This is a genomic window from Kitasatospora sp. NPDC093550, from assembly GCF_044764985.1.
In the GTDB taxonomy this organism is placed as follows: domain Bacteria; phylum Actinomycetota; class Actinomycetes; order Streptomycetales; family Streptomycetaceae; genus Kitasatospora.
In genome coordinates, this window is sequence record NZ_JBIWJF010000007.1 from 151,002 (window position 1) to 167,133 (window position 16,132).

Here is a 16,132-nt window from a genome sequence, read left to right on the forward strand (position 1 = left end):
CGACGCGTCCGGCCACCGCGGGGTCTGACGAGGACCCACCCGGCCTCCGGACAGAACAGGCGCCGCCCACGGCCCGGCTCACCGCTCCGGGCGCGCCGCGAGCGCCCGGGTGATCCCCCGGCGCAGCCGGGTCGAGGCCCCGGGAAGCTGCCCCAGTCCGTGCAGCCGCTCGGCCGACGGTTCCGGCCGCCGGGCCAGTGCCAGCACGGCGGCGTACGGGCGGTCGCCCTCGCGCAGCCGCGCGGCCAGCAGGTCGACGAGCCCGTCCAGGTCCGCGCCGGTGAGGGCGGGGTGGACGGCGAGCAGCTGGAGCAGGTGGTTGTCGTTCCAGGTGCTGTGCCGCCGGGTTGACAGTGCGACCAGCAGATCGGCGGGTGCGGCGGCGTTCCGGGCGATCGCGTGCCAGACGAAGGAGTACTCGCCCACGGCCAGCCGCCGCAGCACCTCCGGGTGGGAGGTCCGCTCGGCCAGCCGGAGGTAGTCGCCGGCGTCGTGCAGGTGGCGCAGCGCCTCGACGTCGTCCATCCGGTCGGCGCCGTTCCGTTCGGTTCCGTTCTGGTCGATGTCGTGACGTTCGGTGTGGTGACGTTCGGTGTCGTGACGTTCGGTGTCGTGACGTTCGGTGTGGTGACGTTCGGTGTCGTCCATGTCGAGGCGCGACCCTAGCAGGCAAGCGCTCCGCCGCTCAGCGGGTTTCGGCCGGGGCGCTGAGGGCGGTGGGCGGCAGGACCGGCAGGGGCCCGGCGGGCGGCAGGGTCCAGGCGTCCGGATCGGGAGCGAACGGGCCGGTGCGGTCCCGGAGTTGGACGAGGGCGAGGTCGCGGGCGGCGTCCACCGCCCGGTGGGTGGCCTCGTCGATCAGGCCGAGCCGTCGGGCCTGGGCGTACTCGTCCTCGTCCTTCCAGGTGTGCGCGGACAGGTCGGGGGTGATCACCAGGTCCAGGAAGAGGTCGAGGGTGTCGATGCCGATGGCCGTCCGCCGGTACGGGCGCTCGAAGTTGACGTACCACCGCAGCGGTCGGCCCTCGGGAGTGAGGAAGCGGTGCACGCTGTACGGCTCCCCGGTGGCGAAGCGGCTGAGCACCACGGTGTCGCGCCAGACCCAGTGGTCGAGTTCCCAGTGGCGGGCCGCCAGGTCGTCGATGCCGCGCTTGCGGGCGGCGACGTCCCCCGCGCGCCGGGAGGTGGTCCAGCTCGACGGGGCCCGGCACTCGGTGCCGGGGCGGGCGGTCAGGGTCAGGGTGGCGCCGTCGTCCGCGAGGACGGTGTACGGCATGGCGGTCCAGACCCGGCCGTAGGCGATGTCCCGGCGGACGGCGGTGCTCCCCGGGGTGAAGGGAGCGCCGGTCATCGGACGTAGTAGGCGCGGTTGTGGGCGGCGACCGGCGGGGACTGGTAGGTCCAGACCCCGGCTGCCGGGGCGTCGGCGATCAGGTGGGCGAGGTCGCGGGCGGACTCCTCGGCGGGGTTGCCGAGGTCGAGCCGGACGCGGTCGGCGGTGCGGTCGTCCAGGGCGTAGTAGCGGTACGGCTGGTAGACGTCGAGCGGACCGGCGAGCAGCTTGCCCTCGTCGTCGGTGCCGTAGCCGGTGATCGGGGTGTTGTTGACCGACTCGGGGGTGAGGCCGGCCAGGTTCACGTCCAGGGCGAGGAGCTCCTCGTCGTGGCGGTCCAGCCCGTCGGGCCCGAGGGTGGCGCGGCGGCAGGAGACGGACCAGCGTTCGCGCACGGCGGGCGCGTTGAGGGAGGGCAGCGTGGTCTCGAACCAGCCCGGGTGCTTGGGCTCGGCGTAGAGCCGGCGCCCGGCGTCGATGGCCAGCGGGTTGTCGCAGAGCACGTGCAGCCGGGCGATGCCGAGCAGCTTGGTCTGATCGTAACCCCGGGCGTACTGGCCGTAGTTGACGACCGGGATCCGGTCCTCGGCGAACACCGGGTGGGCGATCAGGTTGATCTCCAGCTCCTGGGTGATGCCGCCACCGTTCGGGTACTGGGCGAAGTACAGCTGGTAGTTGAGCGACACGCAGGCCCCGCCGTCGAAGGCGGCGGCGTGCAGTCCGGGGTGGCGCTTGCCGAGCAGCTCGCGCGCCCGCTCGCGGTCGACCAGGTAGTCGACGCCGATGTTGTGCAACGCGCCGTAGTGGAACGGCAGGTGGTACGGCTCCGGGACGGGTGGCAGGGGCAGGCCGGTCATGAGGGCTCCGAGGACACAGGGCGAGACGAGGACACGGGCGAGGGCGAGGACAGCGGCGAGGAAGAGGACGAGGCCGAGGAAGGGCTGGAGGCGGTGCGGGGGGCCGCCGGAGCCGACACGGCCGCCGGGCGGTGCAGCTCCTGCAGGTCGCGGTGCATCCGCTCGGCGCTGCGCAGCGCCAGTGCGGCCATGGTGAGCGAGGGGTTGGAGGTGCCGAGCGAGGGCATCGAGCCGCAGCCGACGGCGTACAGGTTGGGGTGGTCCCAGCAGCGCTGCCACTGGTCGACCACGGAGGTGGCGGGCGAGTCGCCCATGAGGTGGGTGCCGCCGGCGTGGCCCGCGCCCCGGTAGCCGTGCACGGTGCCGCGGTGTTCGAGCCGTCCGGGCCAGCCGGTCGCCGGGTAGGCGGTGTGGTCCTCGGCGCCGAGCAGGGCGAAGAGCTGGTCGGACACGGCCCGGGCGGAGGCCATGCCCTCCCGGACGTACCCGGAGAGGTCGTAGCGGACGGCCGGTGCGGGCAGGCCGAGCGGGTCACGCCGGTCCGGGTCGAGGGTGACCCGGTTGGCCGGGTCGGCGGGCTGTTCCAGCTCGAACTGGAGCGAGAACTGACGGCCCAGCCGGTCACCGAGGCGTGTACGCAGTTCCTTGCCGCGCAGGCCGGCCGCGAGCAGCGCGGCGGCCTCGTCCTCCGGTGCCCGGCCGGCCCAGGACCAGCCCCAGTTGCCGAACTCGATCCGGAACGGCGCCCGGCGGTCGCGGCCCGGCCCGAACCGGAAGGCCTCCAGGCCGCTGGTCGATCCCGGCCCCCGGTAGGGGCCGACCGGGCGGGGCATCAGGCCCCAGGTGAGCAGGGCCGGGTGGTCCATCAGGTTGCGGCCGACCTGGTCGCTGCGGTTGGCCAGGCCGGAGAGGAGCAGCAGCCGGGCGTTCTCGATCGCGTGCGCGGCGAGGACCACCAGGTCCGCCTCGACCCGGTGGGTCCGGCCGCCCGACCGGTACTCGACTCCCCCGGCCCGCCCGGTCGCAGGATCGGCGAACACCCGGCTGACCACCGCGTCGGTGCGCAGTTCGACCCCGGCCGCCCAGCGGGCCTGGGTGCGCAGCGGGGTGTACTTGGCGCCGGTCGGGCAGGCCGGGACGCAGCCGGAGCTGCCCGCGCACAGCGGTCCGGCGGCGGAGCCCGGGCGGGTCGGCACGCCGTTGCGGGCGTGCGGGGTGGCGGTGACGGCGAGTCGGGCGGGGCCGGGCATCGCGGGGTCGTGGACGGTCCGGCCGTCGAGCGCGTCGGCCAGCTGCCGGTCGAGGTAGCTGGCGGGGATGGCGCGCATCGGGAAGGCGTAGTCGTCCGGGATGGGTAACCCGACGGCGTCGCGCTGTTCCCCGGCATCGGCGGCGACGCCGATCTCCTGCTCGGCGTCGCGGTAGTGCGGTTCCAGGTCGTGGTAGCCGAGCGGCCAGTTGCGGCCGTGTCCGAGGTCGGCGGTGCGGAAGTCCTCGGGGTGCATGCGCGGGGCGAGCCCGGTCCAGAGCAGGCCGGTGCCGCCGTTGGCGCGCAGGTAGCCGCTGGCGTAGGGCAGCGGCCCGTACTGGCCGAGGTGTCCGCCGGCGGTGAACCCGCCGTCGGGCAGGCCGGTGAGGTCGGTGACGTCGGGTGACGGTGCCTCGGGGCTGTGCGGGTACGGGGAGGTGGGCGGTCCGCCGCCGGCCGCGCGGTGGGCGGTGGAGGCCTCGGCGCCGGTGGGCGCGGGCCGTCCGGCCTCCAGGACGAGCACCCGCCAGCCCCGGGCGCCGAGGCGGTGGGCGACCAACGTTCCGGCGAAGCCGGCGCCGACCACGACGGCGTCCCAGCGCGTGCCGGCCGGGCCGCTGTGCGGGGATCCGCCGCTCATCGGGTTTCGCCTCCTCGGGGTGCCCCGCCCTCGGGGGCTTCGGACCAGCTGCCGTGTCCGGGCGCGGCGGAGCCGGGTGGTGCGACGCGGAAGGTCCGCCAGACCAGGCCCCCGTCGTGGGCGCGGGCGGAGCTGGGGGCCTCGCCGGGCCAGGCGCCGACGTACCAGAGGTGGACGAGGGCGTGTTCGTCGCGCACGCGGTGGGCCAGCGCGGTGCGGTGGTGTTCGTCGGCCATGCCGGTGGCACGCAGTTCGGGTACGTCGAAGCCGGTCAGTTCGGCGCAGACCCGCAGGAACTCGTCGAGGTCGGCCAACTCGTCGCCCTCGTCGCCCTCGTAGGCTCCGTAGCCTTCGTAGGCCGGGTCGGCCTCGACGGGGTCCCGGCTCTCGGCCAGGTCGTAGTCGGCCGGAGGGTCATCGGACAGGGACACGCGGGCACCCCCACGATCGGCAGCGGACGGCCACGGCATCGGTGACCGGGGACCGAGTGGCCAAGACATGACAGCCCCCGAGACCCTGACCGGCCCGGGGCACCGCGCCTCGTCGCACGGCCGGACCTGCCATCCCGATCCTGCCGCCGGCCCTCACCTCCGGAAACCCGTTGCCTGAATCTGCCCGGACTTGATCACCTGGCGCCCGATCGACCACCCATTCCGCAGGGGATGCCGATCAGCGGTGATCGGCAACGGGCAGCGACGGTCAGTCCGGCGTCTGCCCCCGCATCGGCCTCGCGGCGGGTCCCGCGTCGGACCCCGCGTCGGACCCCGCATCGTCCTCGCGTCGGCCCCCGCGGCAGTCCCGCGTCAGTCCAGGGCGCGCACCGCCGCCAGCACGTCCAGACCCAGCTCCGGGTCGGCGTCCTCCGGCAGGCTCACGGAGAGCCGGGTGACCAGGCCCGCGTACCGGCGGCGGAGCTCCCGGGCGACCTCCTCCGGCGAGCCGGACACCGCGAAGGTGTCGAACACCTCGTCGTCGATCAGCGCGGCCATCTCCGTCCAGCGCCCGCGCACCGAGTGCGGGTGCAGTTCCTCCTGCAGCCCCTCCCAGCCGTGCTGCGCCAGCACCGGGCGGTAGGCCGGCGTGGAGGCGTAGAAGGCGAGCCGCTCGCGGGTCGCGGCCCGGTTGGCCGCCAGCTCCTCCTCGGTGCGCCCGGCGGCGGTGAGCACGTTGCCGACGATCTCGAACGGCCGGGCCGTCCAGTCGGCGCCCTCCGCCTCGGCCCGGGCCCGCTCCTCGGTCAGCCCGGGCAGCACCTGCTCGGCCAGGTACGCGGTGGACGAGAAGGGGTGGCTGAGGAAGCCGTCGGCCACCGCACCGGCGGTCCGGGTCATCAGCGGTCCGACGCCCGCCAGCAGGATCCGCGGCACCCCGGCCGGGACGGGATCGGGCGAGAAGACCGGCGTCATCACCGTGTGGGTGTAGAACTCGCCCCGGAAGCGCAGCCGTTCACCGGTCTGCCAGCTGTGCCAGATCGCCCTCACCGCGTGCACGTACTCGCGCATCCGGGCGGCCGGACGGTCCCAGGGCATCCCGAAGCGCTTCTCGATGTGCGGCTTGACCTGCGAGCCCAGCCCGATGACGGCCCGTCCGCCGGAGGCCGCGTGCAGCCCCCAGGCCTGGTAGGCCAGCGTCATCGGGGTGCGGGCGAAGGCCACCGCGATCCCGGTGGCCAGCTCGATCGAGCTGGTCCGGTCGGCGGCCCGGGCGAGCTGGAGGAACGGGTCGTACGCGGTCTCGGCGACCACCAGCCGGTCCATGCCCCGGTGTTCGGCCCGCTCGGCGGCCTCCAGGATCCCCGCCGGGTGTCCGGAGGCGGTGGCGTCGAGGCGGAAGGCCGCGGGTCGGTCCATGGCGGTGCTCCTGGTCGCGGGCGGTGGTGCTACCCGGGTAGCCTGCCACGCCGTCGGCACGCCGCCCCTCCCCCGACGCCCTCCAGCGCCCGGCCGCCTTCGGCGACCTGCCCCCACCGGAGGGCGTCCCGGCTCCCGCAGGAGTTGCAGAAGGCCTGGATCCGGTTCGGCGTCACCGGCAACCCCCGCTGGCCCGACTTCGACCCGCGGACCAGCTCACCCGCGTCCTGGACGCCCACGCGCAGAGCGTCCGCTACCCCCGCAGGCCGTCCGCTACCCCGAGCAGGCCGCCCGCCGCATCTGGTCGGAGCATCCCCCGACCGCCTACGACCTGCAGTGACGGCGGAACTGACCGTGGGCCTCCCCGGTCCCGGCTCTTCCCCGTACCGCCCCTCGGGTGTCGCCCGTGCGCACGGCTTCGCCCCGCCGGGCAACGGCCCGACGGGGCGGAGGGGTTCGTGAGCCCGGGCTCACGCGCAGCGGGTCAGTGCGGCCGCTCGGCGCGGTCGCGTGGAATCACCCGGCGTGGGCGGCGCGGACCAGATCGGGCAGCAACCTCGCCGCGTCGGGCGTGCCGAGGCCGGTGACCGGGTCCCAGCCGCTGGTGGCGGGGTAGCCCGGCACCGTCGGATCGGTGGTGTTGTTGCCCAGGGTGACGTCATGGAAGTCGGCCGCGTACCTGGCCGGGTCGGCGCCCAGCTTGTACAGGGCCGGGTTGATCGGGCCGAGTCCCCCGCCGTTGACCTGGTCCGCGATCGAGACCAGGCCGGCCCACTCCGGGCAGGCGAGCGAGGTGCCGCCGATGTCGTACCAGCCCGTGCTGCACGGCGTGGCTCCGCACTTGAGGCCCGAGGAGCCGTCCGGCGGCAGCGACAGGTAGACCAGCGCGCCGGTGCCGGGGGCGGCCTGCAGGGCGACGTCCGGCACACCGCGCTTGGCCCCGACCGGGGTGGAGCCGGCGGGCAGCGCCGACTGGTAGGCGGGCTTGTCGAAGACCTGGCTGAACCCGCCACCCGCACCGGTCCAACCGACCTCGGCCGCACCACCGTTGGCCTGGCACACGGCCGGCTTGTCGGTGCTGTCCGCGGACCGGCCGCCGGTCGCGTTCGGGTCGGTGCACAGGAAGGTGCCGCCGACCCCGGTCACCAGCGGATCGGAGGCCGGCCACTCGACCGACGGGCCCGGCAGGGTGGAGCCGCCCTGCTTCACCGGGGTCTTCTTCGAACCGACCGAACCGTCGTCGCCGGAGGAGCCCAGCACCGTGACACCGTTCAGCGCCGCCGACTTGAAGGCGTGGCGCAGCGGCTCGATCGACTGGGCGCTCGCGAACGCGCCCTCGGCGGAGGCGAAGGACTGCGAGATGACGTTCGCCAGGTGGTGGTCGACGACGTACTGTTCGGCGTTCATCATGGCGGGGAAGCCCTGGACGCCGAGCGTCTCCGCGGTGGGCGTGGTGACCAGCAGGATGTTCGCACCGGGGGCCATCGCGTGCGCGGTCTCGACGTCGAGCGCGACCTCCAGCGCCCAGGCCGCCTTGTCCTCCTGGCCGGTGCCCTGGCTGGTGGACGGCGGCGCGGTGGTGCCGGGCGCACCCTGGACGTGCAGCTCGCTGAAGGTCGGCATGCCCGGCCCGCAGGTCACGCCCTCCTCGCCGCACATCGCCGCCAGGCCGAAGGCCTGGTCGAAGACGTGCAGGTCGTGCGCCATGGTGTCGCTGCCGTACGAGTCGACGATGGCGATCGTCTGGCCGCGACCGTCGTAGCCGTCGGCGTACAGCGGGCCGAGGTTGTAGGCGGCCCGGATCGCCTGCGGGGAGAAGCAGCGGCGGCCCGCCGTCGCGCACTGCGCCTGGGTGGGAGGCGTCGTGCCGCTCGAGACCTGGGTGTAGTCGGCCACCGCGGGGCGCACCGCCGGGTAGCCGGCGGCCACGGCGCTGCCGACGGTGGGGACGGCGAGCGCTCCGGAGGCCGCGAGGGCCAGGCTGCTCGCCCCCGCCAGGAGCATTCGGCGTACGGTTGGTGCCTTCAAGTCGTCCTCCATGAGGGTTGGTTGGGGGACATCGGCCGGTGGCCCGGGTCGGATCGAACGACACCGGGTGCGCCGGGTCCGTGGGGCCTCCGGGACGGGAGGTCACGAACGGGCGCGAGTGTAGGGGCGTGAGAAGCCCGGCCTCAATGACTCGTCAGGCAAAGGTTCCCCCTTCCGGTCCGTGTCGTGCGCACCGTCCTCCCGTCCGCGCCCTCCGCGTGACCCGCCGCGTCGGGCGCCGGGCCGTGGCAGACCACGCGGAACGGGCAGCCGGGCAGCCGGGTGGCCGGGTGGGCCGCACCGGGTCGGGCGGCGAGGCCACGCGGGCGGCGGAGGACGGGACGCGCGCGCAGACCGTCCGTTACCCCGAGCAGGCCGCCCGCCGCATCTGGTCGGAGCGCCCCCCGACCGCCTACGACCTGCACCGAGCGCGCGGCGCCCGACAGCAACGGCCCGCGTCAGGTGTGGGAGGTCGGCCCGCCCTGACGCGCACGACGGAACCCGAGCCCCACCGCCAGGGCGCCCAGCAGGCCGCAGACGCACCACAGCACGATCTCGGTCCGCCCGACGGGCGGTTCGGGGAAGCGCGCCCCCGGCGCGGCCGGCTGCGGGCCGAACCGGGTGCGCAACTCGCCCGCGCCCAGCGTCACCTGCTTGACCGCCGACTCGCCGAAGGCCGCCGTGGTGTCGATGTGGACGCTCGACACCGGGTACGGGAAGCGCTCCCAGAACACCCCGGCCTCCGAGCGGGCCAGGGCCATCGCCTCGTCCGGGTCGTGCTCGCGGCCCGAGTACCGGACGTCGAGCGGGTAGCCGTCGGCCGTCCGCGCGCCGACGGTGAAGCAGGCGAAGGTGGGCAGGGCGTCCTGCAGTTCTTCGACCCCGGGGAAGCCCGGGGCGCACGGCCCGTTCCAGTCCGGCGCGGTCGCGGCGCCCCAGCCGGCCAGGAGTGCGAGCACCAGCGCGGCCACGACGGCCGCCCACGGCGTGCGCCGGGCCTTCGTGCGCCGGGCCTTCGTACGTCGAGGCGTGCGGGGTGGGGTGGGTCTGTGGTCGTTGCTGTCCATCGGTCCGTCCGTGATCACCGTCGCCGTGTCGGCGGGCGACCAGCATGACGGAGGGGTGATCCGGCCGGTGCGCCGGGGTCGGTCGATCGGAGCCGGGGCGGTTGGAGCCGGGGTCGGTCGATCAGCCGGGTCGGATCGGTCAGATCGCCAGGTCGCGGCGCTCCAGCAGGCGGAACGCAGCCAGCAGTCCGAGCAGGCCGACGCCGATCAGCACCCCCAGCGCCACCCAAGGCACCCCGCCGTGGGCGAGCACGTCGCCCGGGGCGTAGTAGTGGAACGGGCTGAGGTAGCGCAGCGGCCGGGCCGGGGACCAGGCCAGCGCGACGAAGTTGAGCGCGAAGCCGACCGCGCCGAAGACGACCGCCGCGCCGATCACGTACGCCCGGCGCCGGCTGAGCGCCGACACCGCCAGCACCGGCCCGGTCAGGCAGAACGCGAGGGCGCAGCCGAGCAGTCCGGCGGTGAGCACCGCGCCCTCCGGGACGGCGTCGCGCAGCTTCGGGGAGAACGCGACGCCGAGCGCGACGGTCAAGGTGGCGGCGGCGTTGAGCAGCACCGAGGCGGCGACGAGGGCTCCGGCCCGTTCGGCGAGCAGTCGGCGGCGGGTGACCGGGCGGGTCATCAGCAGCTCGATGGTGCCGGACTCGACGTCGGCCGCGACGGCGGCGGCGCCGAGCGAGCCGATCACGGTGAGCTGGAGGGCGATCCAGAACGGGTGGGTGAGCCCGGCCCCGAGCAGCCCGGGGTAGCTGGCGATGGAGACGTCGCCGTTGGAACCGCTGAAGGCCCGGAACGCGCCGGGCGGGTTGCGCCGGGCGGCGCCGAACAGGTCGCCGGGCGGGACGGTTCCGGCGATCACCACGATCAGGGTCTCGAAGACGACCATGCCCAGGAGCAGCGAGAGCAGCATCCGGCGGCGCCGGTGCAGGGCGAGCCAGACCAGGGGGAGGCGGCGGCTGACGGTTCCGGGGGTCACGGCTTCTCCTCCGTGTCGGGGCGGCGGGCGGGTTCCGCCGCTGCCGGGCCGCCAGTGCCGCCAGTGCCGCCAGTGCCGCCAGTGCCGGCGGCCGTGCCGGTATCGCCGCCGTCACCGTCGCCGTCACCGCCGCCGTCGTCCTCGGCGTTCGAGCGGTAGAGGTCGAGGAAGGCCTCGTCCAGGCCCGCCTCCTCCACCGTCAGGTCGGCGACCGGCAGCTCGGCCAGCAGGGTGCGGACCGCCGGGACCACCTCGTCGGGCGGCACCAGCAGCTCCACCCGGGAGCCGTCCCAGCGCGGGGACCACCGCTCGGCGGCGCCCAGGGGGCGGACGCCCTGCCCGTCGGCGAAGACCAGCCGGACCCGGCGGGCCCGCGCCTGGCGGAGTTCGGCCACCGAGCGGACGGTGACGAGTCGGCCGTGGCGCACGATCGCGACCCGGCCGCAGGTGCGCTGCACCTCGGGCAGCACGTGGCTGGAGAGCAGCACGGTCCGCCCGGCGGCGGCCTCCTCGGCGAGCAGTTCGTAGAAGGTCTCCTGGACCAGCGGGTCCAGCCCCTCGCTCGGCTCGTCCAGCACCACCACGGGCGGCCGGTGCTGGAGCGACTGCACGAGCCCGAGCTTCTGCTTCATGCCCCGGGAGTACTCCCCCACCGGGCGGGCCAGGTCGGGCCGGGAGAGCTTCAGCCGGTCGCACAGTTCGCGCTGGCGCGGCACCGGGGCGCCCTGGAGGGCGGCGAGCAGGTCGAGGGTCTGCTGTCCGGTCAGCTCGGGGTAGAGCCGCAGTTCGCCGGGCAGGTAGCCGATCGCGGGGGCGAGCCGGCGGTGGTCGGCGACCGGGTCCAGGCCGAGCACGCGCACCCGCCCGTCGCTGGGGCTGAGCAGGCCGACCAGGCAGCGCAGCGTGGTGGTCTTGCCGGCGCCGTTGGGGCCGAGCAGGCCGAACACCTCGCCGGCCGCGACCGACACGTCCAGCCGCTCGATGCCGACCGTGCCGCCGTACCGCTTGGTGAGCGACCGCAGTTCGATCACCGGGCCGGCGCCCTCTCCGAGCCCGTGGGCGTCCTCGTTCCCCGGCATGGCCACCTCCTGCTGCTGGCTGCTGGTCCCCGGCCCCGCGACGGATGCGTCCGACATCAAAGCGCGCCCGGGCGGGCGAGTCGAGGGACACGACCGGAATCGGTGCCGGCTCCCCGCGTCCGGCCCGGTGGAGTGGCCGGTCGGGGCGGCGGGTCAGAGCGGCGGGTCAAGGCGACGGGTCAGAGCGGCGGGTCAGAGCGGCGGGTCAAGGCGACGGGCCGCGGTAGCGGGCCGGGGCGGAGTGGCTCAGCCCTTGCACACGCCCAGCGGCACCAGCCGGGCGACCTGCCGGGCCAGTCCGGCGGCCTCGGTGACGGCGGCCACCGCGTCGACGTCCTTGTACGCCTCGGGCGTCTCCTCGGCCAGCGCCCGCCAGGAGGCCGGGCGCACCGCGACGCCCTGTGCCTCCAGGGCGCTCTTGAGCCGCTCGCCGCGCACGGTGCGCAGCGCCTGGTGCCGGCTGAGCACCCGTCCGGCGCCGTGGCAGGCCGAGCGGAAGGCCTCGTTGTCGGGCAGGCCGACCATGACGTACGAGGCGGTGCCCATGGTGCCCGGGACGAGCACGGGCTGGCCGGCCCCGGCGAGGTCGGCGGGCAGGTCGGGGTCGCCGGGCGGCAGGGCGCGGGTGGCGCCCTTGCGGTGGACGCAGAGCTTCCGGGGGGCGCCGTCCACCTCGTGGGTCTCCAGTTTGGCGAGGTTGTGCGAGACGTCGTAGACCAGCTCCAGTCCGACGCCGAGCGCGGTGGCGAAGGCGCGGCGGGCCGCCTCGGAGAGCAGCTGCCGGTTGGCGCGGCCGTAGTTGGCGGCGGCGGTCATCGCGCCCAGGTAGGCGCGGCCGCGCGGCGAGTCGACCGGGGTGCAGGCGAGTTGGCGGTCCGGGAGCTCGATCCGGTAGCGGTGCAGGTCGCGCTCCATGGCGCGCACGTGGTCGGTGCAGATCTGGTGGCCGAGGCCGCGCGAGCCGCAGTGGATCATGACGCAGACCTGTCCGGGGTGCAGTCCGAAGGCGGCCGCCGTCTCCGGGTCGTGCACCCGGTCGACGGCCTGCACCTCCAGGAAGTGGTTGGCCGAGCCGAGGCTGCCGACCTGCTGCAGCCCGCGTTCGACGGCCCGGTGGCTCACCTCGCCGGGGGCCGCACCGGCCAGCACCCCGCCGTCCTCGCAGCGTTCCAGGTCGCGCGGCACGCCGTGGCCGTGCTCGACGGCGTAGCGGGCGCCGCCCAGCAGGAGGTCGTCCAGTTCGTCCGGCCCGGACAGCTGCCACAGGCCGCCCCGGCCGAGGCCGCGCGGGACGGTCTTGTCCAGCAGGTCCATCAGCCGGCGGATCCGCTCCTGGTCGAGTTCGTCCCGGGAGACTCCGGCGGCCAGCAGCCGGACCCCGCAGGAGATGTCGAAGCCCACCCCGCCGGGCGAGACCACGCCGCCCTCGTCGACGTCGGTGGCCGCGACCCCGCCGATCGGGAAGCCGTAGCCCCAGTGGACATCGGGCATCGCGAAGGAGGCGCGGACGATCCCGGGCAGCGTCGCCACGTTCGCCACCTGCTCCAGCGCCCGGTCCCCGGCGGCCTGCGGCAGCAGCGCCTCGGACGCGAAGACCACGCCCGGCACCCGCATCGGCGGGCGCGGCTCGATCCGCCAGCGGTACCGGCCCGCCCCGGTCAGTGCGATCTCCACCTCGCTCACCCTGCCTCCGCCGCTCGGCGCTCGTGCGCTCGCCGCTCGTGCGCTCCGATGGTCAGACGTCCACGGTGACCTGGCCGGTCCAGCCGCCCGGGCCGGCGCGCAGGTCCAGGTCGTGCAGCGAGACGGCCTTCGGTACGGCGCCGACCAGGGCGGCCGTGGCGGCCTCGGCCATCCGGAACCGGACCGCCACGGTGCGGGCGCCGTCCAGCCCCTCGATGCGGCCGATCGCCAGCGCGACGGGCAGTTCCCCGTCGGCGTCCATCCGGTAGATGACCTCCTCCAGGACGCCCGCGAGCAGGTCCGCGTCGCTCACCGCGAGGACGGTGCAGCCGCGCTCGCCGACGATCCGCGCGCCGCTCAGGTCGGCGAAGCTGCCCACGACGGCGTGCACCAGCTCGCCGATGCAGCCCTCGGCCGTCGGCGCCCAGGCCTCCACCCGCAGGTCCGCCGTGTGCGGCACGCTCCGGTGGCCGCTGCCGGACCGGCCCGCGGGCTCCTGTCCCTCCACGAGCGACGCCTCCCGAACCCGTTGCCGTCCCCCCTCCAGCCTCGTCCCGCCGACGGCCCGGGGGCAAGCCGCAGCCGTCACCGACCACCGCCCGCAGGCGCTCCGCCCTCGCTGCTCCGCCACACGGCGGCCGTCCCGTGCAGCGCCAGGCCCTCGGCCCTCGCCCGGTCGAGCCCCCGGCGGAAGGCCTCGCGGCGCGACGCGGGTTCCAGCGCCGCCAGGTCCGGCGGCCAGGTGCCGGGTGGTACGAGGGTGACCAGGACGACGCTCCGGTCCTCGGCGGCCGCCAGCCAGCCGGGCGTCGTCCCGACCGGCCCGTCCGGCTCCCATTCCCGGCGTCCAGCGTCCAGGACCAGGCGTTCCACCCCACCGCCGCCGACCTCGACGGCGCCGCTCGTGCCCGGCGGTTCACCCGCGCCCGTCGCCTTGCCCGCGGTGGGGACGAAGCCGCTGCGGACCGCGACCGCAGCGATCTCCTCGTGGAGCCCGGCGCCCGCCCCGACGATCAGCTCGGCGAAAAGCGGCCCCTCCGCGGCCTCCAGGACCGCCGGCACCCAGATCGACGGGACCGTGGCCCGGCGGTGGGCCTGCCAGGACGACGGACCCGTCGGCCGCGCGTACGGCTCTCGGCGGTTTCGGCCCGTGCCTCTTCCCGCCTTCGGCCGTCTCTTCGACGGTGGTGGGCGACGGTGCCGTCGGGCCGCGATCCAGGGGCCGATCACCGACTGCAGCAGGACCAGCAGGAGGATGGTGCCCGTCACGGCGAACTGGATCCACCCGGAGACCGGCAGGCCCGCCCACCGCAGCCCCGCACCGAACGTGGCGGTGACCACGACGGCCACGACGACGAACACCCTGTTCTCGTCCTCGGTGTCCCGGCCCGCCCAACCCCTCAGGCCGACGTGGAGGCCGTACAGGAAGGTCGCCCCGGCCTCCAGCGCCAGGATCACCACCCCGGCCAGGGTATCGAGGGGCCACCACGTCATGATCCGCAATCTCACCGCCGACGCGCATCGGCGCAGTGGTGAAGCTCACATGACCGCCCATCAGGCGCCGCGAGCGCCCGGCCCGGATCAGACCTGCCGGGGAGCCGACCGCCGGTCGAGGACGCGCAGGGCCGTCCCGCCCCAGCGGAGGTTCTCCTCCTCGAAGGCCATGCCGCGCAGCAGGGTGAGGTAGGGCCCGATGCGTTCGGACTCGGCGAGGTGCTGCTCCTCGGTGCGGCCGTCGAGCAGTTTCGCCCGGAGCCGTTCGTAGCGGGCGAGCTTGGCCCGCGCCCACTCCATCCGCTCGGCGATGGCCGCGCGGACGGCGGCGACGTCCCCGGCGTCGACGCTCTGGACCTTGACCAGGAGCTCGTCGCGGATGGTGCTCGGCCTGCTCGGGAGTTCGGCGGTGTAGGCGTGGACGGCGTCGAGTCCGGCCTCGGTGAGGGCGAACACCCGCTTGTTGGGACGCTTCTCCTGCTGGACGACGCGGGCGGCGATGAGCCCGTCGGCCTCCATGCGCTCGAGCTCCCGGTAGAGCTGCTGGGGGGTGGCCATCCAGAAGTTGGCCACGGACGCGTCGAAGCCCTTGGCGAGGTCGTACCCGGACGCCTCGCCCTCCAGGAGGGCCGCCATCACGGCGTTCCGCAGAGCCATGCGGCCAGTCTAGGCACGTCGTTGCCTACTCAACAACGCGACTAGGCAGGCCCCACCCACCTCCTGAGCCGACGGCCGCCCCGCGCACACGGCCGCAGCGCCCGGACCACCGCCGCCTTCCGCCGGCCCTGCAACGCGAAGGGGCTCGATGGCGGGCGTGCTCGCCCCGGACCACTTCGGTACCTCCGTCCAGGCCCGCATGACGATCCCGACCGGCACCCGGCCCGCTCGTGCCCCTGAACACCCACCGACCCGGCGACGCCACCACGCCGCGCCCGCGGCGACTGCTCAGCCGGCGCAGGTGTAGTCGAAGGTGGTGGAGCCGCTGAGCCGCTGGGGGGCCAGGACCTCGACGGTGGCGGTCGCGCGCAGGGTGCCCGGGCCGTCGAAGGTCCAGCGCAGTACCAGGTCGACCCGGCGATCTCCGGACTGGACCGGCTGCACGAGTTCGCCGGAGGACGTCCCGTCGCTGCGCAGCCAGCGGTAGCGGATGGTGCCGGGGTTGCCGTTGGTGGTGACCGAGGCGGTGAGGACGGCCGTCCCGCCGCAGGTCGGTCCGGCCGCCGGCGTGGCGGTGACGGAGACGCCGGTGAGGTCGAGCGGCGGATCGGCGCGGCAGCGGGTGAGCAGCACGGCCAGCAGGACGAGGAGGACGGCGGCCCAGACCAGCCAGCCGAAGGCCCGGCGTCGACGGGTCGGCGGTACCGGTCTGCCGGCCGACGCCTCGCCGCGCCACACCACGGCGGCCTGCGGCGGCACGCCGGGGCCGAAGCGGCGCAGCTCCGGCTCGGGCGACGGCGTGGACGCGGTGGGCGCCGTGGGAGGGGTGGGAGGCACGGGGGGAGGGGCGGAGTCCCAGACGGTCGGGTCGAGGAAGGTGGCACTCTCGTGGTCGTCCTCCGGCGGTGCGGTGGGCGGCTGCACGGGCGTGGGGCGAGCGGGGGCGGAGTCCCAGACGGTCGGGTCGAGGAAGGTGGCACTCTCGTGGTCGTCCTCCGGCGGTGCGGTGGGCGGCTGCACGGGCGTGGGGCGAGCGGGGGCGGAGCCCCAGACGGTCGGGTCGAGGAACGTGGCACTCTCGTGGTCGTCCTCCGGGGCGGGGCCGACGCGGTCGAACGGTGCGGTGCGTCTGGGCCCGCCGGGGGCGAGGCGCTGGGTGGGGTCCTGGTCGGGGGTGGATCCGGACGGGGGCACGGGGATTCCTCCTGGCGGTGGCGTG

General features: G+C 75.3%; 15 protein-coding genes. All 15 read right to left on the reverse strand.

Features of this window, described 5'->3' with window-relative positions:
* Positions 1-78 precede the first annotated feature (78 nt).
* Entirely contained in the window at positions 79-648 is a 570-nt protein-coding gene (locus ACIRD3_RS13525; protein ID WP_402215042.1) for a hypothetical protein, read from the reverse strand.
* A gap of 37 nt (positions 649-685) precedes the next feature.
* A complete protein-coding gene (locus ACIRD3_RS13530) occupies positions 686-1,351 on the reverse strand; it encodes a DUF402 domain-containing protein (RefSeq protein WP_402215045.1) in 666 nt (221 codons plus the stop codon).
* On the reverse strand, positions 1,348-2,190 hold the full coding sequence (locus ACIRD3_RS13535; RefSeq protein WP_402215047.1) for a hypothetical protein: 843 nt from the start codon (positions 2,188-2,190) through the stop codon (positions 1,348-1,350). Before ACIRD3_RS13535 ends, ACIRD3_RS13530 begins: the two co-directional genes overlap by 4 nt.
* Positions 2,187-4,079 carry a GMC family oxidoreductase gene (locus ACIRD3_RS13540; RefSeq protein WP_402215049.1) on the reverse strand — a complete coding sequence of 631 codons (1,893 nt, stop codon included), beginning with the start codon at positions 4,077-4,079 and terminating at the stop codon, positions 2,187-2,189. Before ACIRD3_RS13540 ends, ACIRD3_RS13535 begins: the two co-directional genes overlap by 4 nt.
* Positions 4,076-4,510, reverse strand: a complete 435-nt coding sequence (locus ACIRD3_RS13545; RefSeq protein WP_402215052.1) for a hypothetical protein — start codon at positions 4,508-4,510, stop codon at positions 4,076-4,078. The genes ACIRD3_RS13540 and ACIRD3_RS13545 overlap by 4 nt, the downstream gene beginning before the upstream one ends.
* 372 nt (positions 4,511-4,882) lie before the next feature.
* On the reverse strand, positions 4,883-5,929 hold the full coding sequence (locus tag ACIRD3_RS13550) for a TIGR03617 family F420-dependent LLM class oxidoreductase (RefSeq protein ID WP_402215054.1): 1,047 nt from the start codon (positions 5,927-5,929) through the stop codon (positions 4,883-4,885).
* A gap of 516 nt (positions 5,930-6,445) precedes the next feature.
* Entirely contained in the window at positions 6,446-7,933 is a 1,488-nt protein-coding gene (locus ACIRD3_RS13555; RefSeq protein ID WP_402215056.1) for a protease, read from the reverse strand.
* 482 nt (positions 7,934-8,415) lie between these two features.
* On the reverse strand, positions 8,416-9,024 hold the full coding sequence (locus tag ACIRD3_RS13560) for a hypothetical protein (RefSeq protein WP_402215059.1): 609 nt from the start codon (positions 9,022-9,024) through the stop codon (positions 8,416-8,418).
* Between the two features lie 139 nt (positions 9,025-9,163).
* Positions 9,164-10,000: an ABC transporter permease subunit gene (locus ACIRD3_RS13565; RefSeq protein WP_402215062.1), complete on the reverse strand. Its 837-nt coding sequence runs from the start codon at positions 9,998-10,000 to the stop codon at positions 9,164-9,166.
* On the reverse strand, positions 9,997-11,136 hold the full coding sequence (locus ACIRD3_RS13570) for an ABC transporter ATP-binding protein (protein WP_402215064.1): 1,140 nt from the start codon (positions 11,134-11,136) through the stop codon (positions 9,997-9,999). The genes ACIRD3_RS13565 and ACIRD3_RS13570 overlap by 4 nt, the downstream gene beginning before the upstream one ends.
* A 189-nt stretch (positions 11,137-11,325) precedes the next feature.
* On the reverse strand, positions 11,326-12,753 hold the full coding sequence (locus tag ACIRD3_RS13575; protein WP_402215066.1) for an RtcB family protein: 1,428 nt from the start codon (positions 12,751-12,753) through the stop codon (positions 11,326-11,328).
* 61 nt (positions 12,754-12,814) lie between these two features.
* Entirely contained in the window at positions 12,815-13,270 is a 456-nt protein-coding gene (locus ACIRD3_RS13580) for an archease (protein ID WP_402215069.1), read from the reverse strand.
* A 77-nt stretch (positions 13,271-13,347) separates the two neighbouring features.
* Positions 13,348-14,256, reverse strand: coding sequence for a hypothetical protein (locus ACIRD3_RS13585; protein ID WP_402215071.1), 909 nt, complete (start codon positions 14,254-14,256; stop codon positions 13,348-13,350).
* Positions 14,257-14,343: 87 nt separating this feature from the next.
* Positions 14,344-14,913: a PadR family transcriptional regulator gene (locus ACIRD3_RS13590; protein WP_402215073.1), complete on the reverse strand. Its 570-nt coding sequence runs from the start codon at positions 14,911-14,913 to the stop codon at positions 14,344-14,346.
* A 288-nt stretch (positions 14,914-15,201) separates the two neighbouring features.
* Positions 15,202-16,107 (reverse strand): hypothetical protein, encoded by a 906-nt coding sequence (locus tag ACIRD3_RS13595; RefSeq protein ID WP_402215076.1) that lies wholly within the window; start codon positions 16,105-16,107, stop codon positions 15,202-15,204.
* Positions 16,108-16,132: the final 25 nt, after the last annotated feature.